Genomic DNA, 23,589 nt, shown 5'->3' on the forward strand with positions numbered 1-23,589 from the left:
TTGCTAACGAATTATGACGCCCCTAGAACGATATCAATCTGATCTGAAACGCCCGGACTTCTTTCACGATGCCGCGCAGGAAAACGCTGTGCGCCATTTGCAGCGCCTGTATGACGATCTGGTTGCCGCTCACGACAGCAAGCCCGGCCTGTTCGGCAAGCTGTTCGGCAAGAAAGAGCCGACCCTGGTCAAGGGGTTGTACTTCTGGGGTGGCGTGGGCCGTGGCAAGACCTACCTGGTCGACACGTTCTTTGACGCGCTGCCGTTTCAGGACAAGGTCCGTACGCACTTCCACCGCTTCATGAAGCGCGTGCACGAAGAGATGAAGACCCTCAAGGGCGAGCGAAATCCGCTGACGATCATCGCCAAGCGTTTTTCCGACGAGGCACGGGTTATCTGTTTCGACGAGTTCTTTGTTTCCGACATCACCGATGCCATGATTCTGGGCACGCTGATGGAAGAACTGTTCAAAAATGGCGTAACGCTGGTGGCAACCTCCAATATCGTTCCGGACGGTTTGTACAAGGACGGCCTGCAACGCGCGCGTTTCCTGCCTGCAATTGCGCTGATCAAACAGAACACCGACATCGTCAACGTCGACAGCGGCGTCGATTACCGTCTGCGTCACCTGGAACAGGCTGAGCTGTTTCACTTCCCGCTTAACGAAGTTGCGCAGGAAAGCCTGCGCAAAAGCTTCAAGGCCCTGACCCCGGATTGCGCCGAAACCATCGAAAACGATGTGTTGATGATCGAAAACCGCGAGATCCGTGCTCTGCGTACCTGTGATGATGTGGCCTGGTTCGACTTCCGCGAGCTGTGCGACGGGCCACGCAGCCAGAACGACTACATCGAGCTGGGCAAGATCTTTCATGCTGTGCTGATCAGTGGCGTCGAGCAGATGGACGTTTCTACCGATGACATCGCCCGACGTTTTATCAACATGGTCGACGAGTTCTACGATCGCAACGTCAAGCTGATCATTTCAGCCGAGGTTGAGTTGAAGGACCTGTACACCGGTGGCCGGTTGATGTTCGAGTTTCAACGCACCCTGAGCCGTCTGCTGGAAATGCAATCCCACGAATTCCTCTCGCGGGCGCACAAGCCCTAGCAGCGACTGCAAGCGGCAAGTTTCAAGCTGCACGCTTGAAGCTCGCCCATGCTGCAGCTCACAGCTTTTCCTTCTGGCTCTCGAACTGCTGCCGGTACTGGTTGGGTGACAGCTCGGTGTGTTGGCGAAACAGCCGGGCGAAGAAGCTGGCGTCGTCATAGCCCACCTCGTAGCTGATGGTCTTGATGCTTTTGCGAGACCCTGACAGCAATCCCTTTGCCGTTTCGATCCGCAGCCGTTGCAGGTAATGCAGCGGCTTGTCACCGGTTGCGGTCTGAAAGCGGCGCATGAAATTGCGAATGCTCATACCGTGCTCTCGGGCCACATCTTCAAAGCGGAACTTGTCGGCAAAGTGCTCTTCCAGCCAGTGCTGAATCTGCAGAATCACCACGTCCTGATGCAGTTTCTGCCCGCCAAAGCCTATGCGGCCCGGTGAGTAGGTGCGGCGTACCTCGTAAAGAATATCGCGGGCCACGGCCTGCGCGACGTTGGCACCGCAGAACCGCTCGATCAGGTAGATGTAGAGGTCGCACGCTGACGTCGTGCCCCCTGCGCAGTACACGTTATCGGCGTCAGTCAGGTGCTTTTCCTGGTTGAGCAGCACCTTGGGGTAGCGTTCGGCAAATGCACCGAAGAAGCGCCAGTAGGTAGTCGCTTCCTTGCCGTCGAGCAATCCTGCCTCGGCAAGCCAGTAGACCCCGGTGGCTTCGGCGCAGAGTACGGCACCGTTGGCGTGTTGCTCACGCAGCCAGGGCAGGATCTGCGGGTAGCGTTCGCACAGGGTTTCAAAATCATCCCAAAAGGCCGGGATAACGATGATGTCGCTTTGGCACAGCACGCCGTCGACTGGCAATGTGACGTCGCTGAAGCTGCTGACGGAGAGTCCGTCCGGGCTGACGAGGCGGGTTTCGAAAGCGGGCACCAGGCCCTGGCCCAGTTGTTTGCTGTAGCGCAGGCTGGCTAAGTGGAAGAAGTCTTTGGCCTGCATGACCGTCGAGGCAAACATCTTGTCGGTGGTCAGAATGCTTACGCGGCGCAGCAGAGTAGCGTGTTGGATCGGCATAATCGTTATTCTTATTATGGGTAAATGGTCAAGCAACGGCTGGATCGTCTTATTTTTTGTCGGGTGTGTCCAGCCTCCTCATGCCAGGATCTCTGCGAGAGGTGCGCATGATGGCTTTGTGCTAAGCGGGTAAATATCCGCCAATCCACGCCTCGCAGGCAATAAACAGAATGTGAACAAAAAATCCGGTTGAGGTTATTTTTACAGTCTGTATAATCCGCCAGCTCTTTGCAGTGGAAGTGATGCGCCGTCTGCCGAAGAATCTTGCCGTATAACGGACGCGCTGACCCGAGCCCCCGATAGCGTCTGTTTCCGGCTGCCTTTGACTTGTCAAAGTACGCACTATTCAGTAAGATCCGCCGTCTAATTTTCAGGGCGGCCCCTGAGGCTATAAAGAATGAAAACTTTTACTGCTAAACCGGAAACAGTTAAGCGCGACTGGTTCGTCGTCGACGCTGCTGGTCAGACCCTGGGTCGTCTGGCCACCGAAATCGCGAGCCGTCTGCGTGGCAAGCACAAACCGGAATACACTCCGCACGTTGATACCGGCGACTACATCGTCGTGATCAATGCCGAGCAGATCCGCGTTACTGGTGCCAAAACTACCGACAAGATCTACTACTCACACTCCGGTTTTCCGGGCGGGATCAAGTCGATCAACTTCGAAAAGCTGATCGCCAAAGCTCCTGAGCGCGTGATCGAGACCGCGGTCAAAGGCATGCTGCCTAAGAACCCGCTGGGTCGCGACATGTATCGTAAGCTGAAAGTCTATGCGGGCGCTGTACACCCTCATACTGCTCAGCAGCCCCAAGAACTGAAGTTTTAACGGAATAGTTCATTATGTCGGCGACTCAAAATTACGGCACTGGCCGTCGCAAGACCGCAACCGCTCGCGTTTTCCTGCGTCCGGGTACTGGTAACATCTCGATCAACAACCGCTCCCTGGACAATTTCTTCGGCCGCGAAACTGCCCGCATGGTAGTTCGTCAGCCGCTGGAACTGACCGAGACAGTTGAAAAGTTCGACATCTACGTCACCGTTATCGGTGGCGGTGTAAGTGGTCAGGCTGGCGCAATCCGCCACGGTATCACTCGCGCTCTGATGCAATACGACGAGACTCTGCGTGGCGCTCTGCGTAAAGCAGGCTTCGTGACTCGCGATGCTCGTGAAGTTGAACGTAAGAAAGTCGGTCTGCGTAAAGCGCGTAAGCGTCCGCAGTACTCGAAGCGTTAATTCGTTCTTCGTTCAAAGAAAGAACGTCCATCCCCTCGCGGGGCTGGGCGTTTTTTTATGGGTGTGATTTTTGCGATCGAGGTGTTTTCAAGCTTGGCGTGTCACGTCGATATTGCGAGATTTATAAGCCTGTCGGCGAAGATTACAGAATTTACATCGCGTAAATGAGCTATCTTGTGGCCCGCGACGAACACCTGTCCTGTTGCGTTCATTATCGGATGCGCCCTTAAGGCGTATTCGTTCGTCTGTCCGATAAATTTTAACAAGCGAGGAGGATCGCCATGGGCGTGACCAACCGGTTGGCCTGCTACTCCGACCCCGCCGACCACTATTCTCATCGTGTGCGTATTGTGCTCGCCGAGAAGGGTGTCAGCGCCGAAATCATTGAGGTTGTGGCAGGTCGTCATCCGCCGCAGCTGATTGAAGTAAATCCGTATGGCAGCTTGCCGACTCTTGTTGATCGTGACCTGGCGTTGTACGAGTCGACGGTGGTGATGGAATACCTGGATGAGCGCTATCCGCATCCGCCCTTGCTGCCTGTCTATCCCGTGGCCCGCGCCAACAGCCGTCTGCTGATCCATCGCATCCAGCGAGACTGGTGTGGCCTTGTGGACCTGATCCTTGATACGCGCAGCAAAGAGCCTGCTCGTGTTCAGGCGCGCAAGGAGCTTCGTGAAAGTCTGACCGGGGTTTCACCGTTGTTCGCGGAAAAAGCTTTTTTCATGAGCGACGAGCTAAGTCTTGTTGACTGCTGTCTACTCCCCATACTCTGGCGTTTGCCAATTTTGGGTATTGAATTGCCGCGGCCTGCCAAGCCGTTGCTTGATTATATGGAGCGCCAATTTGCGCGTGAGGCTTTTCAGGCGAGTCTGTCTGCTGCCGAACGTGAAATGCGCTAAGGCTTAAGGAGCCGTTAATGAACTCCAGTCGCCCTTATCTTGTTCGCGCTCTCTATGAGTGGATCGTCGATAACGATTGCACCCCGCACGTGCTGGTCAATGCGGATTACCCCTCGGTGCAGGTCCCGCAAGGGTTTGCCAATGACGGGCAGATTGTCCTGAATGTTTCGCCAAGTGCGGTGCGTCATCTGCATATGGATAACGAGGCCGTCAGCTTCGAAGGCCGCTTCGGCGGTGTGCCACACACGCTTTATGTGCCTGTAGCTGCCATCCTGGGCATTTATGCCCTTGAGAACGGTCAGGGTATGGTTTTCGATCTGGAGCCTTCCATGGACGATGGTGAGGAAATCGAGATCGAAGATGATACTCCGCCCGACAGCGAGCCACCGCGCCCGAGTGGCCGGCCGAGTCTGAAGGTCGTGAAGTAAAAAATGCGCAATAAAAAAGGCGATCTCCGGATCGCCTTTTTTTCGCCTGCCAGTTACCCGTCAGTCGATGTACTCAAACAGTTTGACGATCTTCTGCACGCCGGAAACGCCCTGTACCAGGTTGGTGGCGCGATTGGCTTCATCCTGAGTCACCAGACCCAGCAGGAACACAATACCGTTCTCGGTCACCACCTTGATGCGCGAGCCGGGGATGGATGCGTCGGCAATCATCTGGCTCTTGATCTTGGTGGTCAGCCAGGCATCGTTGTTACGCGCCAGCAGCGAAGAGGGCGCCATGACCTGCAACTCGTTGTTGACCTTCTTGACGCGCTGGACCGAGCTGGCGGCCTGTTCGGCAATTGCCTTGAGGTCGGCGCGGGGTGTCTGGCCAGCCAGCAGCACGATGCCGTTGAAGCTGGTCACAACGATGTGCGAGCCTTCTGCGAGATCAGGGTTGGCTTTGGAAATGTTGACGGCTGCCTTGGTCTCGATCAGCGAGTCATCGATCTTGCTGCCGAAGGTGCGGGTGCCGCGATCATCTTCGATCGGCTTGTCGCGAGTGGCCGTGATCACCGAGCTGCATCCGGTGACGCTCAGGCACAGTGTCAGAACCAATAGGCTGAGACGATTAGGGGTCATTCTTCACTCCCGAACAGTTGGCTGTCGATCAAATCGCAAAGGCAATGGATCGCCAGCAGATGGACTTCTTGTATGCGTGCCGTGACATTGGCAGGTACGCGGATCTCCACGTCCTCGGGCAATAGCAGGGAAGCCATGCCGCCACCGTCGCGTCCCGTCAATGCTACGACAATCATTTCGCGATCATGTGCGGCCTGGATGGCCTGAATAATATTTGCCGAGTTACCGCTGGTGGAAATGGCCAGCAGCACATCACCTGGCTGGCCCAGTGCGCGGATCTGCTTGGAAAAGATTTCGTTGTAGCTGTAATCGTTGGCGATCGAGGTGATCGTCGAGCTGTCGGTTGTCAGGGCGATGGCTGGAAGGCTCGGCCGCTCGCGCTCGAAACGGTTGAGCAGTTCCGAGGAAAAGTGCTGTGCATCGCCAGCCGACCCGCCGTTGCCACACGCGAGCATCTTGCCCTCGTTGAGCAGGGCATTGACCATGACCTGACTGGCTTGCTCGATATAGGGTGCAAGGACTTCCATCGACTGTTGCTTGGTTTCGATGCTGGCCTGGAACAGCCGGCGAATTCGGGATTGCATGTCCATCAATGTGACCTTAATTAGAGCGTACGGCGGCGGGACGGATGCGCCGGGTTCTCCCGGGAGCTATCCGGCACACAAGGTGTGCAGCCGGCAAAACAAATAGCGAAATCGGTGAGCGTAGAAGCTATTGCAGATCATCAGCACGGCGGAGCTGCTTTGCTCGAGCGCAAGGTCAGCTGTCAAAAGCACTCTTGATCCAGTTCAGCGGTGCAGCGTTGCCAGGCTGGCCTTCAATGGCGATCACGTCGAAACGGCAGGGGTGACTGGCCCAGTCTGTTGCTTGCTGCAGAAAAAGCTGTGCGGCAGTGACAAGTTTTGCCTGCTTGCGAAAATCAACGCTTTCCGTGGCTCCACCCCAGCCTGAATGGCGCCGGTAGCGAACTTCGACGAATACTACTGTATCGCCGTCAAGCATGACTAGATCAAGCTCGCCGCGTTTGCATAACCAGTTTTGTTCAATCAGGTGCAGCCCCTGTTGTTGCAAAAACTGCAGGGCGAAGGCTTCAGCCTCGCGCCCTGCTTGTTGGCGGCTGCTGCGTGGCATCAAGGCGCTGTGTCCGGCAGGCGTTGGATCTTGCCGTCGACGAACTCCGCCCATGGCAGCTGGCGCTCGACGCGACGGCCAGGGTTGATGCTCAGGCTGCCCGACAGGCCATCGATACGGCTGTCAGGCATCGCCTTGAGTTGCGCAAGGCGTGGGGCCAGGCGGTAGGCGTCGATGCCCATTGCGTACAGGCGGCCAAGGCTGCCAGCAGCTTGTGGCCATTGCGCGGTGACTTGCTGGCGCAGTGGGTCTTCAGCGTTCAACAGCCACGGCGTCTCGCAGAAGCGCACACCGTTGAGGTCCATGTACTGCGCATGATCGTTGCTGTTGGTGAACAGGTGCGAGGTGGCGTAGACCGGAACATCGCCTGCGTACTGGAAAACCATGGTTGGCTTGATCTGCTGCGCTTGTTGCGGCGTCGCGGCGAGGAACATGAAGTCAATGTCCTGGCGACGGCTTGGCTGCGCGGCTACCTGAGTACCGGCAGTGCTCTGCAGGCGCTGGGCGCGGCCTTCACTGTTGCGTAACTGGAACAGATCGGCGACCTGTTGTGCCAGTTCTACGGGCTGGTCAACGTGCTCGGCTGCGATCAGCGTACCGCCCTTGGCCTGCCAGCTCTTGCGGAAGGCATCCAGTACGCGGTCGCCCCATTCGCCTTTCGGCACCATTGCTACGGCGCTGCGCTTGCCATCGGCCCAGGCGCGACGGGCAACTTCGCGGGCTTCGTCTTCGGCAGCCAGACCAAACTGATACAGCTGAGCGGGGCCTTCGTTGCTGGTGTCGCTGTAGTTCAGCGCCAGGGTAGTGATCGGAAGCTGCTGGCGGCTGTTCAGTTGTTTGACGAGGTTCTTTTCCAGCGGACCTACGACCAGCTGTACGCCAGCGGCCTGGGCCTGACGGTAGAACTCATCCATCGAGGTAACGCGCGAGCTGTCGAACACCTGGATGGCGGGTGGATTCTGTCCTGCTTGTTGTGCCTGGAAGTGCGCGGCCATGAAACCTTCGCGCAACGCTTTGGCAACTGCGGCCAGTTGACCGTCCTGCGGCAGCAGCAGAGCGATTTTGGTAATCGGCTCGCTGGTCAGGGCGCGCAGTTGGGCGAGGGCGGTAGGCAGTTGCAGCGCTGCCGGGTGTTTCGGGTTCTGGGCTTTCCAGTTGTCGATGGCCGCCTGTTGCTGCTCAAGTGTGCCTGCGCCTTTGATCGAGCGGGCCAGATTCAGCCAGCCGCCCATATCGCCGCTGGCGGTACTTTGCAGCTGCTCGGCCGGCAGAGCGGAGACCAGCGTCCAGATTGCATCATTGTTGGCGCTGGCCTCTGCGCCTTGCAGCAGAGGGCCGGCGAATACTCGCTCATTGACGGCCGCCAGGGCCTGGCCATCGGCCTCCAGGGCGCGCGCCTTGACCATGTGGGTGCGAACCTGCTGCTCGACCGACAGTTCGCCCAGGCGTTGCATGCTTGGGTGGTTCAGTGCGGTCAGTGCTGCCTTGGGCTGATTGCGGCCCATCGCCAGCTCTGCGGACAATGTGCTGGCGAAAACCTGCAGTCCGGGTTTGAGTTGATCGATTTGCACCTGTCCGAGGATCTGCGCAGCGCGTCCTGCGTCATTCTGGCGGGCGGCCAGGTCGGCTGCACTCAAGCGCAGCGTTGCAGCCTGCTCGGGTGTTTTGGCTGTGGCGGCCTGATCAAGCAACTGCTCGATGCTGGCGTCAGGGGTTTGAGGCAGCTCGCCAAGGCTGGACGAGGGCGAGCTGGCACAGGCTGCGAGAAGGGCAGCGAGGCAGAGGGCAGAGAGCAGCCGCAGACAAGCGATCATTGGTATGTTCCTGAAACTCGAGCGAATTAACGGGGAATTGTACCCAAGCGCTGGCCGGGGTGCGATGTCGAAGGTGTTTAAAGCCGTGATATTGGTCGCGTTAGGGGCATCTGGCGGCCAAATCGTTCAATTCGAGGGGGCTGCGTTGTGTTGTGTCCGGCCTTGATCATGTATTTATTCCTTTTTTATCGGCATCCCTGATGCGCGAACCGCTCGGCCGTGCTTCAGCCTGTACAATGCATTCTTTCCAAGTATCAGCTTTAACCTGTGAGGTTTGCGTTTTGACTGTTCCGGTTGTTTCGAATTCCACTCCGGGCTCGCTTTATGTAGTGGCGACTCCTATCGGCAATCTGGACGACATGAGCGTGCGGGCATTGAAGGTGTTGCGTGAAGTCGCGCTGATTGCGGCTGAAGACACGCGCCATTCTGCACGGCTGATGCAGCACTTCGGGATATCCACTCCGTTGGCCGCCTGTCACGAGCATAACGAACGTGATGAGGGTAGTCGGTTCATAACGCGTCTGCTGGCTGGCGATGATGTGGCGCTGATTTCCGACGCGGGCACGCCGCTGATTTCTGATCCCGGTTATCACCTTGTACGTCAGGCGCGTGCTGTAGGTGTACCGGTTGTGCCCGTGCCGGGCGCTTGCGCCCTGATCGCCGCTCTTTCTGCGGCCGGGCTGCCTTCGGACCGATTCATTTTCGAGGGCTTTCTTCCCGCCAAGGCTGCAGGGCGCAAGGCAAAGCTTGAGCGAGTAAAGGAAGAGCCGCGCACGCTTATTTATTATGAAGCGCCGCACCGGATTCTTGAGTGTCTGCAAGACATGGAGCAAGTCTTCGGTGCCGACCGTCAGGCCTTGCTGGCACGTGAAATAACCAAAACCTTTGAAACGCTCAAGGGTCTGCCTTTGGGTGAGCTGCGGGCTTTTGTCGAGGCTGACAGTAATCAGCAGCGTGGCGAATGCGTGGTGCTGATAGCCGGCTGGACGCCACCCGAGGACGAGGATGTCATTGGTGAGGAGGCGCGCCGCATACTGGATTTACTGCTTGCAGAGATGCCTCTCAAGCGCGCCGCAACCTTGGCAGCCGAAATAACCGGCGTGCGCAAGAACCTGCTTTATCAGGTGGCACTGGAGAAACAGAAGGAATGATGGGTTGCCTTTAAAGGGGGGGGTAACGGGGACAAGTGCGCCCCACGTGCTATTAAAGCTTGTTCTTGAAGGCATGTGCCGCTAACCTTGGCGGCGGAGAGTCGATTGGACAGTCGCTGCCTCTTGTTGTTCCGCAACAGGGGGGGGAGGAAAGTCCGGGCTCCATAGGGCGGAGTGCCAGGTAACGCCTGGGAGGCGTGAGCCTACGGAAAGTGCCACAGAAAATAACCGCCTAAGCACTTCGGTGCCGGTAAGGGTGAAAAGGTGCGGTAAGAGCGCACCGCACGTCTGGTAACAGTTCGTGGCAAGGTAAACCCCACTCGGAGCAAGACCAAATAGGGTTCCTAGGCGTGGCCCGCGCTGGAACCGGGTAGGTTGCTAAAGACGTCCAGTGATGGCCGTCGTAGAGGAATGACTGTTCTCGACAGAACCCGGCTTACAGATCGACTCTCCACCTTTATTTCTCACCCTTCGTTTCAAGCAGCAAAACCCTCTCGTAATACCAAAAAAATCTTACAGCTCATAAATCACATTAACTTTGAATCGCAACGATTTGAGTTGTGTGGGATTTATCTGTCAGATCGTTCGTAAAATTACCCTTTTATACCCAATGCCTCTCCTAAATCTCCGAAATGTAAGGGTTTTCCTTAAGACCGTGCCTTGACGGTGTGGTGGGCGCGTTCCTATAGTGTGCACAAGTGGCAGAAAGTGGCACGAAGTGGGTTTTTTCAGCGCAAAAAGCTAAAATTCGGAGAATGCGCCTGTGTTCCGTGGTGCCAACGCGATCAATCTCGATGCCAAGGGCCGTCTCGCTATGCCGAGCCGGTACCGTGACGAGTTGGATTCGCGTAGTGCCGGGCAACTTATCGTGACCATTGATGCCGTTGATCCCTGTCTTTGCCTGTACCCGCTTTCCGAATGGGAGCTGATAGAGGCAAAACTTCGTGATCTGGCGACGTTTCGTGAAGAGAACCGTCGTCTGCAAAGGCTTTTGATTGGTAATGCTGTCGATCTGGAACTCGATGGCAGCGGGCGTTTTCTGGTGCCGCCACGCTTGCGCGAATACGCCAGGCTGGATAAGCGCGTAATGCTGGTGGGCCAGCTCAACAAGTTTCAACTGTGGGACGAGGACGCCTGGAACGCTCTTGCTGATGCTGACCTGGCTGCCATTCAAAAACCTGGCGCTATGCCCGACGAATTACGTGATTTGATCCTGTGACTATGAACAGCGGCTTTACCCACATCACCGTGCTGCTTGAAGAAGCCGTGGAGGCTCTCGCGGTGCGTGCCGATGGCTGCTATCTGGACGGCACGTTCGGACGTGGCGGGCATAGTCGTCTGATATTGAGCCAGCTTGGCCCTGATGGTCGGCTTCTTGGGTTCGACAAGGACCCTCAAGCGATTGCCACAGGGCAAGCGCTAGCGGCCGAAGACGGCCGCTTTGTCATTGTGCAGCGCAGCTTTGCCGAATTGGGATCCGAGGCTCAGGAACGCGGTTTGGCGGGCAAGGTCAGCGGTATTCTGCTGGATCTGGGCGTTTCGTCCCCGCAGCTGGATGACCCCGAGCGCGGCTTCAGTTTCATGAACGACGGCCCGCTGGACATGCGCATGGACCCAACCCGTGGCGTGAGCGCTGCCGAGTTCATCGCGACTGCACCCGCTGAAGAAATTGCCCGCGTATTCAAGGAATACGGCGAAGAGCGGTTTGCCAAGCGCATGGCTAATGCCGTCGTCGCGCGCCGTGAAGTCCAGCCTTTCGAGCGTACCGCTGATCTGGCAGAAGTGCTCAAGGTCGCCAACCCTGCCTGGGAGAAGGGCAAGAATCCTGCAACGCGAGCCTTTCAAGGGCTGCGTATTCACGTGAACAACGAGCTGGGTGATCTGGAAGCCGGTCTTGAAGCCGCACTGGATGCCCTTGAAGTCGGTGGTCGCCTCGTCGTCATCAGTTTTCACTCGCTGGAAGACCGTATCGTCAAATTGTTCATGCGCAAGCTCGCCAAGGGCGAAGCCGACAACATGCCACGCAATCTGCCGATCCAGTTCAAACCGTTCGAACCGAAAATCAAAATTCACGGCAAGGCTCAATTCGCCTCGGATACCGAAACCAAAGCCAACCCGCGTTCGCGCAGCGCTGTCATGCGCGTAGCGGAGAAGCTCAGGTGAGCCGTCTGTTTCTGAAACCTTTGCCCGGCGGCAGCTTCATTATGCTGCTGCTGTTCATTGCTGTCCTGATTTCAGCGATTGGCGTTTCCTATAGCGCACATTGGAATCGTCAACTGCTCAACTCGCTGTACTCGGAAATGAGCGTGCGCGACAAGGCGCAGGCAGAGTGGGGCCGGCTGATCCTTGAGCAGAGCACCTGGACTGCACACAGCCGCATCGAGAATCTGGCCACCGAACAGCTGAAAATGCGCATTCCAAGCGCTGCCGAAGTGCGGATGGTGGCGCCATGATGAAACTTGAAGGCGCGCTTTATCCGTGGCGTTTTCGCGTGGTCGTGGGGCTGCTGGTGTCCCTTGTGCTCGCCATTTGCTGGCGCATCGTTGACCTGCAGGTTATCGACCACACCTTTCTCAAGGAGCAGGGCGATGCCCGCAGCCTGCGGCATATCCCGATTCCGGCTCACCGTGGCCTGATCACCGACCGCAACGGCGAGCCGCTTGCCGTGAGTACTCCGGTGACGACGCTGTGGGCCAACCCGCGCGAAATGCAGCAGGATAAGTCCAAGTGGCCGATGCTCGCAGCGGCTACCGGGCAGGATCTGAAAGCGTTGACTGATCGCCTGGAATCGCAATCCACCAAGGAATTTATCTACCTTGTTCGTGGCATGACGCCGGAGCAGGGCCAGGCAGCACTGGATCTGAAAGTCCCTGGCGTTTACGGCATCGAAGAATTCCGCCGTTTCTACCCGGCAGGGGATGTTACCGCGCACATGGTTGGTTTTACCGACCTTGATGACCACGGTCGCGAAGGTGTCGAGTTGGCTTATGACGACTGGCTTGCGGGAGTGCCCGGCAAGCGTCAGGTTATCAAGGACCGGCGCGGCCGACTGATCAAGGATGTTCAGGTGAGCAAGAATGCCAAGGCCGGAAAGACCTTGGCTTTGTCTATTGACCTGCGTCTGCAATACCTGGCAACCCGTGAACTGCGCAACGCCATCGTGGAAAACGAGGCCAAGGCAGGCAGCATGGTGATCATGGACGTCAAGACCGGTGAAGTTCTGGCGATGGTCAATCAGCCGACCTATAACCCGAACAATCGCCGCACTATGGTGCCTGCTGCCATGCGCAACCGGGCAATCATTGACGTGTTCGAGCCGGGCTCGACCATGAAACCGATCTCCATGACTGCAGCGCTGGACAGTGGCCGCTGGAAGCCCACCGATAAGGTCGAGGTTTATCCAGGCACACTGCAGATCGGTAAGTACACGATTCGTGACGTGACCAAGACCGAGGGCCCGATCCTCGATCTGACCGGCATCCTGATCAACTCCAGTAACGTTGGCATGAGCAAGGTCGCGTTCGATGTGGGCGGCGAAGCGATCTTCCGTGCCATGCAACGCGTTGGTTTTGGTCAGTACACCGGCCTCGGCTTCCCTGGCGAGCGCGTTGGCAACCTGCCCAACTATCGCGAGTGGCGCAAGGCCGAGACCGCCACGCTGTCCTATGGCTACGGTCTGTCAGTTACCGCTTTGCAATTGGTACACGCCTATGGCGCGCTGGCCAATAACGGCCGCATCGTGCCACTGACCATTTTGAAAACGGATAAAGAGCCGGAATCGACCCAGGCCATTCCCGAGAAAACCGCCAAGACTTTGCAGGGCATGTTGCAGCAGGTTATCGAAGACCCGCGCGGTGTGTATCGCGCCCGTGTGCCGTCCTATCACGTCGGCGGCAAGAGTGGTACGGCGCGTAAGACGTCCATCGGCACCAAGGGCTACGCAGAGAACTCCTATCGTTCCCTGTTCGCCGGTTTCGGCCCGATGAGTAACCCACGTTATGCCATCGTCGTGGTCATCGACGAGCCGAGCAAGGGCGGTTACTACGGTGGTCTGGTTTCGGCTCCGGTATTCAGCAAGGTCATGTCCGGTACGTTGCGTCTGATGAACGTCACGCCTGACAACCTTGCCCCACCGGAACAAGTCAATGCAGCACCGGCAGCCAAAGGAGGGCGTGGTTGATGGCCTTTAATCTGAGCAAGATTTTCGCTCACACCGATCGCGACCCCTTGATTCGCGAGTTGACTCTCGACAGCCGCAATGTCCGTCCGGGTGATCTGTTTCTGGCCGTGCCGGGTATCAAGGTCGATGGCCGTGCGCATATTGCCGACGCGCTCAAGCGTGGCGCTGCGGCTGTGGCTTACGAAGTAGAAGGCTCGACCGTTCTGCCGATCACCGACGTGCCGCTGATCCCGGTCAAGGGGCTCGCCGCGCAGTTGTCCGATATTGCCGGCCGCTTCTACGGCGATCCGAGCCGCAGCCTGAATCTGGTAGGCGTTACCGGCACCAACGGCAAGACCAGCGTCACTCAACTGGTTGCCCAGGCGCTTGATGCACTGGGTCAGCACTGCGGCATCGTCGGCACGCTGGGCACAGGCTTCTACGGCGCGTTGCAAAGCGGCCGTCATACCACGCCCGACCCGATAGCCGTTCAGGCGACGCTGACCGACCTGAAAAAGGCCGGTGCGCGCGCAGTGGCAATGGAAGTGTCGTCTCATGGGCTGGATCAAGGGCGGGCGACGGCGCTGGCGTTTGATGTGGCGGTGCTGACCAATCTGTCCCGTGATCATCTGGATTATCACGGCACCATGGAAGCGTACGCTGCCGCCAAGGCCAAGCTGTTTGCGTGGTCCAACCTGAAATGCCGGGTAATCAATCTGGATGATGCTTTCGGTCGTGAACTGGCCGGTATCAAGCAAGAGTCGCGGTTGATCACCTATAGCCAGCTGGACAGCTCGGCCTACCTGTATTGCCGCGATGCGAAATTCGATGACGATGGCGTGCGCGCTACGCTGGTCACGCCTCAGGGCGAGCACTTCCTGCGCAGCAGCCTGCTGGGTCGCTTCAACCTGAGCAACGTGCTGTCTGCGGTCGGCGCTTTGCTGGGCCTGGATTACGCGCTGGACGAAATTCTCAAGGTGTTGCCGAAACTCGAAGGCCCGGTCGGGCGCATGCAACGTCTGGGCGGTGCCGACAAGCCGCTGGTGGTCGTCGACTACGCGCATACTCCGGATGCGCTGGAAAAAGTCCTCGAGGCACTGCGCCCGCACGCCAAAGGCCGCCTGTTGTGCCTGTTCGGCTGCGGCGGTGATCGTGATCGCGGCAAGCGTTCGCTGATGGCTGAAGTGGTCGAACGCCTGGCCGACGGTGTGTGGGTCACCGACGACAACCCGCGCTCCGAATCGCCAGCCATTATTTTTGACGATATCCGCCCTGGCTTCGCTGCTGCTGACAAGGTGCGCTTCATCGAAGGTCGCGGCCAGGCCATTGCCGAGTTGATCGCCAGCGCCAATGCCGATGATGTCGTAGTCCTGGCCGGTAAAGGGCATGAGGATTATCAGGAGATCGACGGTCAGCGCCATCCGTTCTCTGACCTGCAAGAAGCTGCCAAGGCGCTTGCTGCGTGGGGGCCTGCGAATGATTAAGTCAATGACATTCAGCGAACTGGTCGTGCCACTTGACGCCCGTCTGGTCGCTGGCGACTGCAGCTTTGACGGTGTGAGCACCGACAGCCGTGGTATCCAGCCGGGCCAGCTGTTCGTGGCCCTGACCGGGCCGCGCTTCGACGGCCATGAGTACCTTGAGCAGGTGGCTGCCAAAGGTGCGGTCGGTGCTCTGGTCGAGCGCGAAGTGCAGGGCGCAAGCCTGCCGCAACTGGTCGTGCTCGATACCCGCAAGGCGCTCGCGCAATTGGGCGCAATGAACCGCAATGCGTTCATCGACAAGCCGGTTGCAGCGATGACCGGTTCCAGCGGCAAGACCACGGTCAAGGAAATGCTCGCGAGCATCCTGCGTACGCGCGGCACTGTGCTGGCCACTCGTGGCAATCTGAACAACGAGCTGGGCGTGCCATTGACGTTACTGGAGCTGGCTCCCGAGCACAGTGCGGCGGTCATCGAACTGGGCGCATCGCGGGTGGGCGAAATTGCCTTCACCGTGAGCCTGACCAAGCCACACGTTGCCATCATTACCAACGCTGGAACCGCCCATGTCGGCGAGTTTGGCGGGCCGGACAAAATTGTCGAGGCCAAGGGCGAGATTCTGGAAGGACTCAATGCCAGCGGCACCGCGGTGCTGAATCTGGAGGACAAGGCTTTCCCTGTCTGGCGCAAGCGTGCCGGCAATCGCAACATTCTGACCTTCGCACTGGCTGACCCTGCGGCGGATCTGCACGCCAGCGACCTTAGTAATGATGCCCGCGGCTGCCCGGGCTTCACCATCAACAGCCCGCTCGGCGTCGCCCAGGTTCAGTTGAATCTGTTGGGCGCGCTTAACGTGACCAACGCCCTGGCGGCCGCGGCTGCAGCCTGCGCACTGGGCGTGACGCTGGAAGGCATTGTCGCGGGCTTGAACAACGTGCAGCCGGTCAAGGGCCGTGCGGTTGTGCAAATCGCCAGCAACGGCACGCGCGTCATTGATGACACCTATAACGCCAACCCTGCCTCGATCAACGCAGCCGTCGACATCCTTACCGGTTTTACCGGTCGTACCGTGCTGGTGCTGGGCGATATCGGCGAGCTGGGCGAGTGGGCCGAACAAGGCCATCGCGACGTAGGGGCCTATGCCGCTGGCAAGGTCTCGGCGCTGTATGCCGTCGGCCCGTTGATGACTCATGCCGTCAGCGCCTTTGGTGAACATGCGTACCACTTTGCCAGTCAGGCAGAGCTGATCGCGGCGCTGGGCGCCGAGCAGGACCCTAATACCACTTTACTGATCAAGGGCTCGCGTAGCGCTGCGATGGAAAACGTCGTGGCTGCCTTGTGCGGTTCTAGCCTGGAGAAACATTAATGCTGCTGCTGTTGGCCGAGTTCTTACAACAGTTCTACAAAGGCTTCGCGGTCTTTCAGTACCTGTCCTTGCGCGGGATCCTTGGTGTGCTCACTGCGCTGACACTGTCGCTGTGCCTGGGCCCCTGGATGATTCGTACCTTGCAGATGCGCCAGATCGGCCAGTCTGTCCGCAACGACGGTCCGCAGTCGCACTTGTCCAAATCGGGTACGCCGACCATGGGCGGCGCGCTGATCCTCTCGTCCATTGGCATCAGTACGCTGTTGTGGGCTGACCTGAGCAATCGTTACGTTTGGGTTGTGTTGCTGGTGACACTGCTGTTCGGGGCCATCGGCTGGGTCGATGACTACCGCAAAGTGATCGAAAAGAACTCGCGTGGCCTGCCGAGCCGCTGGAAGTATTTCTGGCAGTCGGTATTCGGCCTCTGTGCAGCGATCTTCCTTTATACGACTGCACCGTCGGCTACCGAAACCACGCTGATCGTGCCGATGCTCAAGGATGTGCGCATTCCGTTGGGTATCGGTTTCATCGTGCTGACCTATTTCGTGATCGTCGGCTCCAGCAACGCAGTCAACCTGACTGACGGCCTGGACGGTCTGGCGATCATGCCGACGGTGATGGTGGGCGGTGCGCTGGGCATATTTTGCTACCTGTCGGGTAACGTGAAGTTTGCTGAATACCTGCTGATTCCCTACGTACCGGGGGCAGGTGAGCTGATTGTCTTCTCTGGTGCACTGATTGGCGCGGGACTGGGTTTTCTCTGGTTCAACACCTATCCGGCTCAGGTGTTCATGGGTGACGTCGGTGCGCTGGCGCTGGGCGCTGCGCTGGGCACCATGGCTGTGATCGTGCGTCAGGAAATTGTCCTGTTCATCATGGGCGGCGTGTTCGTGATGGAAACCCTTTCAGTGGTCATTCAGGTTGCGTCTTTCAAACTCACCGGTCGCCGCGTGTTCCGCATGGCGCCGATTCACCACCACTTTGAACTCAAAGGCTGGCCCGAGCCACGCGTGATCGTCCGTTTCTGGATCATCACCGTGATTCTGGTGCTCATTGGCCTTGCCACACTGAAACTGAGGTAGAACGAGTGTCCCTGATCGTCTCCGACCGCTTCCGCATTGTTGTGGGGCTTGGCAAAAGTGGCATGTCCCTGGTTCGCTTCCTGGCGAACCGGGGCGTGTCCTTTGCCGTGGCCGACACGCGGGAGAATCCTCCTGAGCTGGCGACCTTGCGTCGTGACTATCCGCAGGTGGAAGTGCGTTGTGGCGAGCTGGACGTGGATTTCCTCTGCCGTGCCGACGAGTTGTATGTCAGCCCCGGTCTGGCGCTGGCCACACCGGCCCTCCAGCAGGCGCACGCGCGTGGCGTCAAGCTGTCCGGTGACATCGAGCTGTTCGCGCGTTACGCGAAGGCACCGGTCATCGCCATCACCGGTTCGAATGCGAAAAGCACCGTGACAACGCTGGTGGGTGAAATGGCCGTCGCTGCAGGCAAACGCGTTGCGGTCGGGGGCAACCTCGGTACTCCGGCGCTGGACCTGCTCAGCGACGATGTCGAACTGTACGTAATGGAGCTGTCCAGCTTTCAGCTCGAAACCACCGACCAGCTCAATGCTGAAGTGGCAACCGTGCTGAACATCAGCGAAGACCATATGGACCGCTACAGCGGCCTGCCGGCTTATCACCTGGCCAAGCACCGGATTTTCCGTGGCGCGCGGCAAGTGGTGGTCAATCGTCAGGATGCGCTGTCACGTCCGCTGATCGGTGAAGGCCTGCCTTGCTGGACGTTTGGTCTCAACAAGCCTGATTTCCACGGCTTTGGTCTGCGTGAAGAAAACGGCGAAAAATACCTGGCGTTCCAGTTCGAAAACCTGATGCCGGTACGTGAGCTGAAAGTTCGTGGTGCTCACAATCAGGCCAACGCCCTTGCTGCATTGGCGCTTGGGCATGCGGTTGGCCTGCCGTCCGATGCGATGCTTGCAAGCCTGCGCGAATTCACCGGCCTGGAGCATCGCTGCCAGTGGCTGCGTGAGCATGGCGGCGTTCATTACTACAACGACTCCAAGGCCACCAACGTCGGTGCCGCACTGGCTGCCATCGAAGGTCTGGGTTCGGATATCGACGGCAAGCTGGTGCTGATCGCTGGCGGCGATGGCAAAGGCGCTGACTTCAGCGCATTGCGTGCGCCAGTCGCTGAGCATTGCCGCGCTGCGGTGTTACTGGGCCGCGACGCCGAGCTGATTGCCCAGGCATTGGGTGATGCCGTTCCTCTGGTGCGTGTCGACACCGTCCAGGCTGCTGTCGAGCACAGTGCAAAGCTGGCGCAGCGGGGCGATGCGGTATTGCTTTCGCCTGCATGCGCCAGCCTGGACATGTTCAAGAATTATGAAGAGCGCGGACGTGTGTTCGCGCAGGCAGTGGAGTGCTTGTCATGATCTTCGGTGTGATCAAGCCTTATCCATCGCCACTGATCAGCGGGCGCGGCATTGACCTCGACTTCCCGATGCTGGTCGGCTGCCTGGCGCTGCTGGGCCTTGGGCTGGTAATGATTACTTCCGCCTCGTCGGAAGTTGCTGCAGTTCAGTCGGGCAACACGCTGTACATGATGACCCGTCACCTGGTTTATCTGCTGATCGGTCTGGGTGCCTGCGGCGTGACCATGATGATTCCGGTCGCCACCTGGCAACGCCTGGGCTGGATGATGCTGCTTGGCGCGTTCGGCCTGTTGCTGCTGGTACTGGTGCCGGGAATCGGGCGCGAGGTAAACGGTTCGATGCGCTGGATCGGCTTCGGCGCGTTCAACGTGCAGCCGTCGGAAATCGCCAAGGTGTTTGTGGTGATCTTTCTTGCGGGCTATCTGATTCGTCAGCAGCAGGAAGTTCGCGAAAGCTGGATGGGCTTTTTCAAGCCGTTCATTGTGCTTTTGCCGATGGCAGGTCTGCTGCTCATGGAGCCTGACTTCGGTGCGACCGTGGTAATGATGGGCTCGGCCGCAGCCATGCTGTTTCTCGGTGGTGTCGGTCTGTTCCGCTTCTCGCTGATGGTGGTTCTGGCTGTGGCGTCGGTCGTTGTTCTGGTCCAGGCCCAGCCCTACCGGATGGCGCGTCTTACCAACTTTACCGACCCGTGGGCTGACCAGTTCGGTTCCGGTTATCAATTGACCCAGGCGCTGATCGCCTTCGGTCGTGGCGAGTGGTTCGGTGTCGGGCTGGGCAACAGCGTGCAGAAGCAGTTCTATCTGCCGGAAGCGCACACCGACTTCGTGTTCTCGGTGCTTGCAGAAGAGCTGGGCGTGGTGGGTTCGCTGATCACCGTCGCACTGTTTCTGTTTGTCAGTATTCGCGGTATGTACATAGGTATGTGGGCCGAGCGTGCCAAGCAGTTCTTCGGTGCCTATGTGGCCTACGGTCTATCGTTCCTGTGGATCGGCCAGTTCCTGATCAACATCGGTGTGAACGTCGGTCTGCTGCCGACCAAGGGTCTGACTCTGCCATTCCTCAGCTACGGCGGCAGCTCGCTGGTGATCTGCTGCGCGAGTCTTGGCCTGCTGCTGCGCATCGAGTGGGAATCGCGCAACAACATGGGCAGTGAAGAAGCCGAGTTCAAGGAAAGCGACTTCGCCGAGGAGACGCCCCATGGACGCTAATGTGCTGATCATGGCTGGCGGCACCGGCGGGCATGTATTCCCGGCGCTGGCTTGTGCGCGCGAGTTTCAGGCACGTGGCTACAAGGTCCACTGGCTGGGCACTCCACGCGGAATCGAAAACGAACTGGTCCCGCAGGCCGGTCTGACGTTGCACCTGATCAATGTCACCGGGCTGCGTGGCAAAGGCCGGCTGTCGCTGCTCAAGGCGCCTTTCATGTTGCTCAAGGCCCTGATGCAGGCGCGCAAGGTTGTGCGTCAGGTGAAGCCGGTCTGCGTGGTTGGCTTCGGTGGCTACGTCACCGGCCCTGGCGGTCTGGCGGCGAAGCTGGCAGGCGTACCTTTGATCATTCACGAGCAGAATGCCGTCGCCGGTACAGCCAATCGCAGCCTGGCGTCGTTCGCCAGCCGCGTGTGCGAGGCGTTCCCGAACACCTTTGCGGCCTCGTCCAAACGCCGCACCACCGGCAACCCGGTGCGTGTCGAACTGTTTCTGGAAACACCGCGTCAGGCGCTGGCCGGACGCAAGGCTCGTCTGCTGGTACTGGGCGGCAGCCTGGGCGCGGAGCCGTTGAACAAATTGCTGCCTGAGGCGCTGGCCCGGTTGCCTCAGGACATCCAGCCCGAAGTGTTTCATCAGTCGGGCAAGAATCACGACGCAGTCACCGCCGAGCGTTATCGCAACGTGGGCGTCGAGGCGCAGGTTGCGCCGTTCATCCAGAACATGGCCCAAGCCTATAGCTGGGCCGATCTGGTGGTCTGCCGCGCAGGCGCATTGACCATCAGCGAACTGGCCGCCGCCGGTCTGCCGTCGTTGCTGATACCGCTGCCCCACGCGATTGATGACCATCAGTCACGTAACGCTGACTATCTGGCTCGCGAAGGCGCAGCCTTCGTCATGCCGCAAGCGATAACTGGCGCCGCCGAGATGGCAGCACGCCTGAAAGAGGTTTTGATGCAACCCGAACAATTGAACAGCATGGCCCGCACTGCACGTAGCCTGGCCAAGCCTGATGCAACCAACACCGTCGTCAACGTCTGCGTGGAGGTGGCCCATGGTTGAGAATCAACGCGCCATGCCACAACCTGAAATGCGCCGTATCCGTCGTGTCCACTTCGTCGGTATCGGCGGTGTCGGCATGTGCGGGATCGCCGAGGTGTTGTTGAACCTGGGTTACGAAGTCTCGGGCTCCGACCTGAAGGGCTCGGCCGTGACCGAGCGCCTGGAATCGTTCGGCGCACAGATTTTTATCGGCCATCGTGCCGAGAACACCATCGGTGCCGACGTGCTGGTAGTGTCCAGTGCCGTCAACACCTCCAACCCGGAAGTGGCCACCGCGCTGGAGCGCCGCATTCCGGTCGTACCGCGTGCCGAGATGCTCGCCGAGCTGATGCGTTATCGCCACGGCATCGCTGTTGCCGGTACGCACGGCAAGACCACCACCACCAGCCTGATCGCTTCGGTATTCGCTGCCGGCGGCCTGGACCCGACCTTCGTGATTGGCGGCCGTCTCAACGCGGCGGGCACCAATGCGCAGCTGGGCACCAGCCGCTACCTGATCGCCGAAGCCGATGAGAGCGACGCCAGCTTCCTGCACCTGCAGCCTCTGGTCGCTGTGGTCACCAATATCGACGCCGATCACATGGCGACCTACGAAGGCGACTTCAACAAACTGAAGAAGACCTTTGTCGAGTTCCTGCACAACCTGCCGTTCTACGGGCTGGCGGTGATGTGCATCGACGATCCGGTGGTGCGTGAAATTCTGCCGCTGGTCAAGCGTCCGACGCTGACCTATGGCTTCAGCGAGTCTGCCGATATACGTGCAATCAATGTGCGTCAGGACGGCATGCTGACATTCTTCACCGTACTGCGCCGCGACCGCGAGCCGCTGGATGTGTCGGTGAACATGCCCGGCAATCACAACGTACTCAACTCGCTGGCGACCATCGCTATCGCCACCGACGAGGGCGTCAGCGACGAGGCCATCGTTCAGGGCCTTTCCGGGTTCCAGGGCGTCGGTCGGCGCTTCCAGGTCTACGGCGAGCTGCCGGTTGACGGCGGCAACGTGATGCTGGTCGATGACTACGGTCACCATCCGCGCGAAGTCGCTGCCGTTATCAACGCTGTGCGTGGCGGCTGGCCTGACCGTCGTCTGGTGATGGTTTACCAGCCACACCGTTTCAGCCGCACCCGTGACCTGTACGACGATTTCGTCCAGGTGCTGGCAGACGCCAATGTGCTGCTGCTGATGGAAGTCTACCCGGCCGGTGAAGAACCGATTCCTGGTGCGGACAGCCGCAACCTGTGCCACAGCATTCGTCAGCGTGGCCAGCTGGACCCGATCTACATCGAGCGTGGTGTCGAGCTGGCGCCGCTGGTCAAGCCGCTGTTGCGTGCCGGCGACATCCTGTTGTGTCAGGGCGCTGGCGACATCGCTGGTCTTGCGCCACAGCTGCTGAAAAGCCCACTGTTCGCCGGTGCCAAAGTGGCCCCCACCGAAGGGAAGCTGAAATGACAGCCGTCGCCCAGCCGTCCCTGCGCTCGACACTCGAGCCGAAAAGCTTCGGCCGTGTCGCCGTGCTCTTTGGTGGCAAGAGTGCCGAGCGTGCAGTCTCCCTGAACTCGGGTAATGCCGTGCTCAAGGCACTGCTCGATGCTGGCGTGGATGCGTTCGGCATTGATGTGGGCGATGACTTCCTGCAGCGACTGGTCAGTGAAAAGATCGACCGTGCCTTCATTGTTCTGCACGGGCGAGGCGGCGAAGACGGCAGCATGCAAGGCCTGTTGGAATGCCTGGAAATCCCTTATACCGGCAGTGGTGTACTGGCTTCCGCGCTGGCGATGGACAAGTTGCGCACCAAGCAGGTCTGGCAGAGTCTCGGCCTTGCAACGCCCTTGCATGCTGTTCTTGGAAACGAGAGCGATTGTATTTGCGCAGCGACGGAACTGGGCTTCCCTTTGATCGTCAAACCGGCCCATGAAGGTTCAAGTATCGGTATGGCAAAGGTGAACAGCGTCGATGAATTGATCGCCGCCTGGAAAGCCGCCAGTACCTACGATTCGCAAGTATTAGTCGAACAGTGGATTCAGGGACCTGAGTTCACTGTGGCGTCTCTGCGTGGCCAGGTGTTGCCTCCCATTGGCCTGGGCACTCCTCACAGTTTTTATGATTACGATGCCAAGTACCTGGCGTCCGATACTCAGTACCGGATCCCTTGCGGGCTTGGCGATGCGCAGGAACAGGAACTCAAACAACTTGCAGCACGCGCTTGCGACGCCATCGGTATTGCAGGGTGGGCGCGCACGGATGTCATGCAGGACGCACAAGGCAAGTTCTGGTTACTGGAAGTGAATACCGTGCCCGGCATGACCGATCACAGTCTGGTGCCAATGGCTGCGCGTGCTGCAGGTCTGGATTTTCAACAACTGGTGTTGGCGATTCTGGCCGACAGTGTTCAGGCGAGAGGGTAAGGC

At 58.9% G+C, this 23,589-nt stretch carries 23 protein-coding genes and 1 other RNA gene; 19 read left to right on the forward strand and 5 right to left on the reverse strand.

Annotation, left to right across the window (positions count from 1 at the left end; translation table 11 throughout):
* Window positions 1–13 precede the first annotated feature (13 nt).
* A complete protein-coding gene (zapE, locus tag AC4ANE_RS06450) occupies window positions 14–1,108 on the forward strand; it encodes a cell division protein ZapE (protein ID WP_002555066.1) in 1,095 nt (364 codons plus the stop codon).
* Between the two features lie 58 nt (window positions 1,109–1,166).
* On the opposite strand, the gene AC4ANE_RS06455 is transcribed toward zapE, so the two are convergent.
* The gene (locus AC4ANE_RS06455; protein ID WP_162836990.1) at window positions 1,167–2,114 is read right to left on the reverse strand and encodes a GlxA family transcriptional regulator; all 948 of its coding nucleotides are present in this window, start codon (window positions 2,112–2,114) and stop codon (window positions 1,167–1,169) included.
* Window positions 2,115–2,568: 454 nt separating this feature from the next.
* On the opposite strand from AC4ANE_RS06455, the gene rplM reads away from it, so the two are divergent.
* The 4 genes from rplM (at window position 2,569) to AC4ANE_RS06475 (ending at window position 4,731) form a co-directional block, all read left to right on the forward strand.
* Window positions 2,569–2,997 carry a 50S ribosomal protein L13 gene (rplM, locus tag AC4ANE_RS06460; protein ID WP_002555065.1) on the forward strand — a complete coding sequence of 143 codons (429 nt, stop codon included), beginning with the start codon at window positions 2,569–2,571 and terminating at the stop codon, window positions 2,995–2,997.
* Between the two features lie 14 nt (window positions 2,998–3,011).
* A complete protein-coding gene (gene rpsI / locus AC4ANE_RS06465; protein WP_002555064.1) occupies window positions 3,012–3,404 on the forward strand; it encodes a 30S ribosomal protein S9 in 393 nt (130 codons plus the stop codon).
* Between the two features lie 281 nt (window positions 3,405–3,685).
* Window positions 3,686–4,303, forward strand: a complete 618-nt coding sequence (locus AC4ANE_RS06470; RefSeq protein WP_004656548.1) for a glutathione S-transferase N-terminal domain-containing protein — start codon at window positions 3,686–3,688, stop codon at window positions 4,301–4,303.
* A gap of 17 nt (window positions 4,304–4,320) precedes the next feature.
* Complete coding sequence (locus AC4ANE_RS06475) at window positions 4,321–4,731, forward strand: ClpXP protease specificity-enhancing factor (protein WP_002555061.1); 411 nt, start codon at window positions 4,321–4,323, stop codon at window positions 4,729–4,731.
* Window positions 4,732–4,791: 60 nt separating this feature from the next.
* Here the strand turns inward: AC4ANE_RS06475 and AC4ANE_RS06480 are convergent, their stop codons facing one another.
* The 4 genes from AC4ANE_RS06480 to AC4ANE_RS06495 all read right to left on the reverse strand — a co-directional run bounded on the left by AC4ANE_RS06480 (window position 4,792) and on the right by AC4ANE_RS06495 (window position 8,315).
* Complete coding sequence (locus tag AC4ANE_RS06480; protein ID WP_002555060.1) at window positions 4,792–5,370, reverse strand: BON domain-containing protein; 579 nt, start codon at window positions 5,368–5,370, stop codon at window positions 4,792–4,794.
* The gene (locus tag AC4ANE_RS06485; RefSeq protein ID WP_002555059.1) at window positions 5,367–5,960 is read right to left on the reverse strand and encodes a phosphoheptose isomerase; all 594 of its coding nucleotides are present in this window, start codon (window positions 5,958–5,960) and stop codon (window positions 5,367–5,369) included. The genes AC4ANE_RS06480 and AC4ANE_RS06485 overlap by 4 nt, the downstream gene beginning before the upstream one ends.
* Window positions 5,961–6,129: 169 nt before the next feature.
* A complete protein-coding gene (locus tag AC4ANE_RS06490) occupies window positions 6,130–6,501 on the reverse strand; it encodes a YraN family protein (RefSeq protein WP_005745001.1) in 372 nt (123 codons plus the stop codon).
* Window positions 6,501–8,315 (reverse strand): penicillin-binding protein activator, encoded by a 1,815-nt coding sequence (locus tag AC4ANE_RS06495; protein ID WP_002555057.1) that lies wholly within the window; start codon window positions 8,313–8,315, stop codon window positions 6,501–6,503. The genes AC4ANE_RS06490 and AC4ANE_RS06495 overlap by 1 nt, the downstream gene beginning before the upstream one ends.
* Before the next feature lie 281 nt (window positions 8,316–8,596).
* Between AC4ANE_RS06495 and rsmI the strand changes: the two genes are divergently transcribed.
* The 14 genes from rsmI (at window position 8,597) to AC4ANE_RS06565 (ending at window position 23,586) form a co-directional block, all read left to right on the forward strand.
* Window positions 8,597–9,466 carry a 16S rRNA (cytidine(1402)-2'-O)-methyltransferase gene (gene rsmI, locus AC4ANE_RS06500; RefSeq protein WP_002555056.1) on the forward strand — a complete coding sequence of 290 codons (870 nt, stop codon included), beginning with the start codon at window positions 8,597–8,599 and terminating at the stop codon, window positions 9,464–9,466.
* A gap of 97 nt (window positions 9,467–9,563) precedes the next feature.
* An RNA gene (gene rnpB, locus AC4ANE_RS06505) (RNase P RNA component class A) lies at window positions 9,564–9,921 on the forward strand.
* A gap of 308 nt (window positions 9,922–10,229) precedes the next feature.
* The gene (mraZ, locus tag AC4ANE_RS06510) at window positions 10,230–10,685 is read left to right on the forward strand and encodes a division/cell wall cluster transcriptional repressor MraZ (RefSeq protein WP_002555055.1); all 456 of its coding nucleotides are present in this window, start codon (window positions 10,230–10,232) and stop codon (window positions 10,683–10,685) included.
* A 2-nt stretch (window positions 10,686–10,687) separates the two neighbouring features.
* Window positions 10,688–11,629, forward strand: coding sequence for a 16S rRNA (cytosine(1402)-N(4))-methyltransferase RsmH (gene rsmH, locus AC4ANE_RS06515; protein WP_002555054.1), 942 nt, complete (start codon window positions 10,688–10,690; stop codon window positions 11,627–11,629).
* A complete protein-coding gene (ftsL, locus tag AC4ANE_RS06520) occupies window positions 11,626–11,919 on the forward strand; it encodes a cell division protein FtsL (RefSeq protein WP_002555053.1) in 294 nt (97 codons plus the stop codon). Before rsmH ends, ftsL begins: the two co-directional genes overlap by 4 nt.
* Window positions 11,916–13,646 (forward strand): peptidoglycan D,D-transpeptidase FtsI family protein, encoded by a 1,731-nt coding sequence (locus tag AC4ANE_RS06525; RefSeq protein WP_002555052.1) that lies wholly within the window; start codon window positions 11,916–11,918, stop codon window positions 13,644–13,646. Before ftsL ends, AC4ANE_RS06525 begins: the two co-directional genes overlap by 4 nt.
* The gene (locus AC4ANE_RS06530; RefSeq protein WP_002555051.1) at window positions 13,646–15,109 is read left to right on the forward strand and encodes a UDP-N-acetylmuramoyl-L-alanyl-D-glutamate--2,6-diaminopimelate ligase; all 1,464 of its coding nucleotides are present in this window, start codon (window positions 13,646–13,648) and stop codon (window positions 15,107–15,109) included. The genes AC4ANE_RS06525 and AC4ANE_RS06530 overlap by 1 nt, the downstream gene beginning before the upstream one ends.
* On the forward strand, window positions 15,102–16,472 hold the full coding sequence (locus AC4ANE_RS06535; RefSeq protein WP_002555050.1) for a UDP-N-acetylmuramoyl-tripeptide--D-alanyl-D-alanine ligase: 1,371 nt from the start codon (window positions 15,102–15,104) through the stop codon (window positions 16,470–16,472). Before AC4ANE_RS06530 ends, AC4ANE_RS06535 begins: the two co-directional genes overlap by 8 nt.
* The gene (gene mraY, locus AC4ANE_RS06540) at window positions 16,472–17,554 is read left to right on the forward strand and encodes a phospho-N-acetylmuramoyl-pentapeptide-transferase (protein ID WP_002555049.1); all 1,083 of its coding nucleotides are present in this window, start codon (window positions 16,472–16,474) and stop codon (window positions 17,552–17,554) included. The genes AC4ANE_RS06535 and mraY overlap by 1 nt, the downstream gene beginning before the upstream one ends.
* Window positions 17,555–17,559: 5 nt before the next feature.
* Complete coding sequence (gene murD / locus AC4ANE_RS06545; RefSeq protein WP_002555048.1) at window positions 17,560–18,906, forward strand: UDP-N-acetylmuramoyl-L-alanine--D-glutamate ligase; 1,347 nt, start codon at window positions 17,560–17,562, stop codon at window positions 18,904–18,906.
* Window positions 18,903–20,117, forward strand: coding sequence for a putative lipid II flippase FtsW (ftsW, locus tag AC4ANE_RS06550; protein ID WP_002555047.1), 1,215 nt, complete (start codon window positions 18,903–18,905; stop codon window positions 20,115–20,117). The genes murD and ftsW overlap by 4 nt, the downstream gene beginning before the upstream one ends.
* On the forward strand, window positions 20,107–21,177 hold the full coding sequence (murG, locus tag AC4ANE_RS06555) for an undecaprenyldiphospho-muramoylpentapeptide beta-N-acetylglucosaminyltransferase (RefSeq protein WP_002555046.1): 1,071 nt from the start codon (window positions 20,107–20,109) through the stop codon (window positions 21,175–21,177). The genes ftsW and murG overlap by 11 nt, the downstream gene beginning before the upstream one ends.
* Window positions 21,170–22,630: a UDP-N-acetylmuramate--L-alanine ligase gene (gene murC, locus AC4ANE_RS06560; RefSeq protein ID WP_002555045.1), complete on the forward strand. Its 1,461-nt coding sequence runs from the start codon at window positions 21,170–21,172 to the stop codon at window positions 22,628–22,630. The genes murG and murC overlap by 8 nt, the downstream gene beginning before the upstream one ends.
* Window positions 22,627–23,586, forward strand: coding sequence for a D-alanine--D-alanine ligase (locus AC4ANE_RS06565; RefSeq protein ID WP_002555044.1), 960 nt, complete (start codon window positions 22,627–22,629; stop codon window positions 23,584–23,586). The genes murC and AC4ANE_RS06565 overlap by 4 nt, the downstream gene beginning before the upstream one ends.
* The last annotated feature ends 3 nt before the right edge of the window (window positions 23,587–23,589 follow it).

This window comes from Pseudomonas sp. Pme6b (genome assembly GCF_058129925.1).

Bases quoted from the DNA above. Each gene is read 5' to 3' on its own strand.
- zapE (WP_002555066.1), top strand. From the start codon at position 14: ATGACGCCCCTAGAACGATATCAATCTGATCTGAAACGCCCGGACTTC.
- AC4ANE_RS06455 (WP_162836990.1), bottom strand. From the start codon at position 2,114: ATGTTTGCCTCGACGGTCATGCAGGCCAAAGACTTCTTCCACTTAGCC.
- rplM (WP_002555065.1), top strand. From the start codon at position 2,569: ATGAAAACTTTTACTGCTAAACCGGAAACAGTTAAGCGCGACTGGTTC.
- rpsI (WP_002555064.1), top strand. From the start codon at position 3,012: ATGTCGGCGACTCAAAATTACGGCACTGGCCGTCGCAAGACCGCAACC.
- AC4ANE_RS06470 (WP_004656548.1), top strand. From the start codon at position 3,686: ATGGGCGTGACCAACCGGTTGGCCTGCTACTCCGACCCCGCCGACCAC.
- AC4ANE_RS06475 (WP_002555061.1), top strand. From the start codon at position 4,321: ATGAACTCCAGTCGCCCTTATCTTGTTCGCGCTCTCTATGAGTGGATC.
- AC4ANE_RS06480 (WP_002555060.1), bottom strand. From the start codon at position 5,370: ATGACCCCTAATCGTCTCAGCCTATTGGTTCTGACACTGTGCCTGAGC.
- AC4ANE_RS06485 (WP_002555059.1), bottom strand. From the start codon at position 5,960: ATGGACATGCAATCCCGAATTCGCCGGCTGTTCCAGGCCAGCATCGAA.
- AC4ANE_RS06490 (WP_005745001.1), bottom strand. From the start codon at position 6,501: ATGCCACGCAGCAGCCGCCAACAAGCAGGGCGCGAGGCTGAAGCCTTC.
- AC4ANE_RS06495 (WP_002555057.1), bottom strand. From the start codon at position 8,315: ATGATCGCTTGTCTGCGGCTGCTCTCTGCCCTCTGCCTCGCTGCCCTT.
- rsmH (WP_002555054.1), top strand. From the start codon at position 10,688: ATGAACAGCGGCTTTACCCACATCACCGTGCTGCTTGAAGAAGCCGTG.
- AC4ANE_RS06525 (WP_002555052.1), top strand. From the start codon at position 11,916: ATGATGAAACTTGAAGGCGCGCTTTATCCGTGGCGTTTTCGCGTGGTC.
- AC4ANE_RS06530 (WP_002555051.1), top strand. From the start codon at position 13,646: ATGGCCTTTAATCTGAGCAAGATTTTCGCTCACACCGATCGCGACCCC.
- AC4ANE_RS06535 (WP_002555050.1), top strand. From the start codon at position 15,102: ATGATTAAGTCAATGACATTCAGCGAACTGGTCGTGCCACTTGACGCC.
- mraY (WP_002555049.1), top strand. From the start codon at position 16,472: ATGCTGCTGCTGTTGGCCGAGTTCTTACAACAGTTCTACAAAGGCTTC.
- ftsW (WP_002555047.1), top strand. From the start codon at position 18,903: ATGATCTTCGGTGTGATCAAGCCTTATCCATCGCCACTGATCAGCGGG.
- murG (WP_002555046.1), top strand. From the start codon at position 20,107: ATGGACGCTAATGTGCTGATCATGGCTGGCGGCACCGGCGGGCATGTA.
- murC (WP_002555045.1), top strand. From the start codon at position 21,170: ATGGTTGAGAATCAACGCGCCATGCCACAACCTGAAATGCGCCGTATC.
- AC4ANE_RS06565 (WP_002555044.1), top strand. From the start codon at position 22,627: ATGACAGCCGTCGCCCAGCCGTCCCTGCGCTCGACACTCGAGCCGAAA.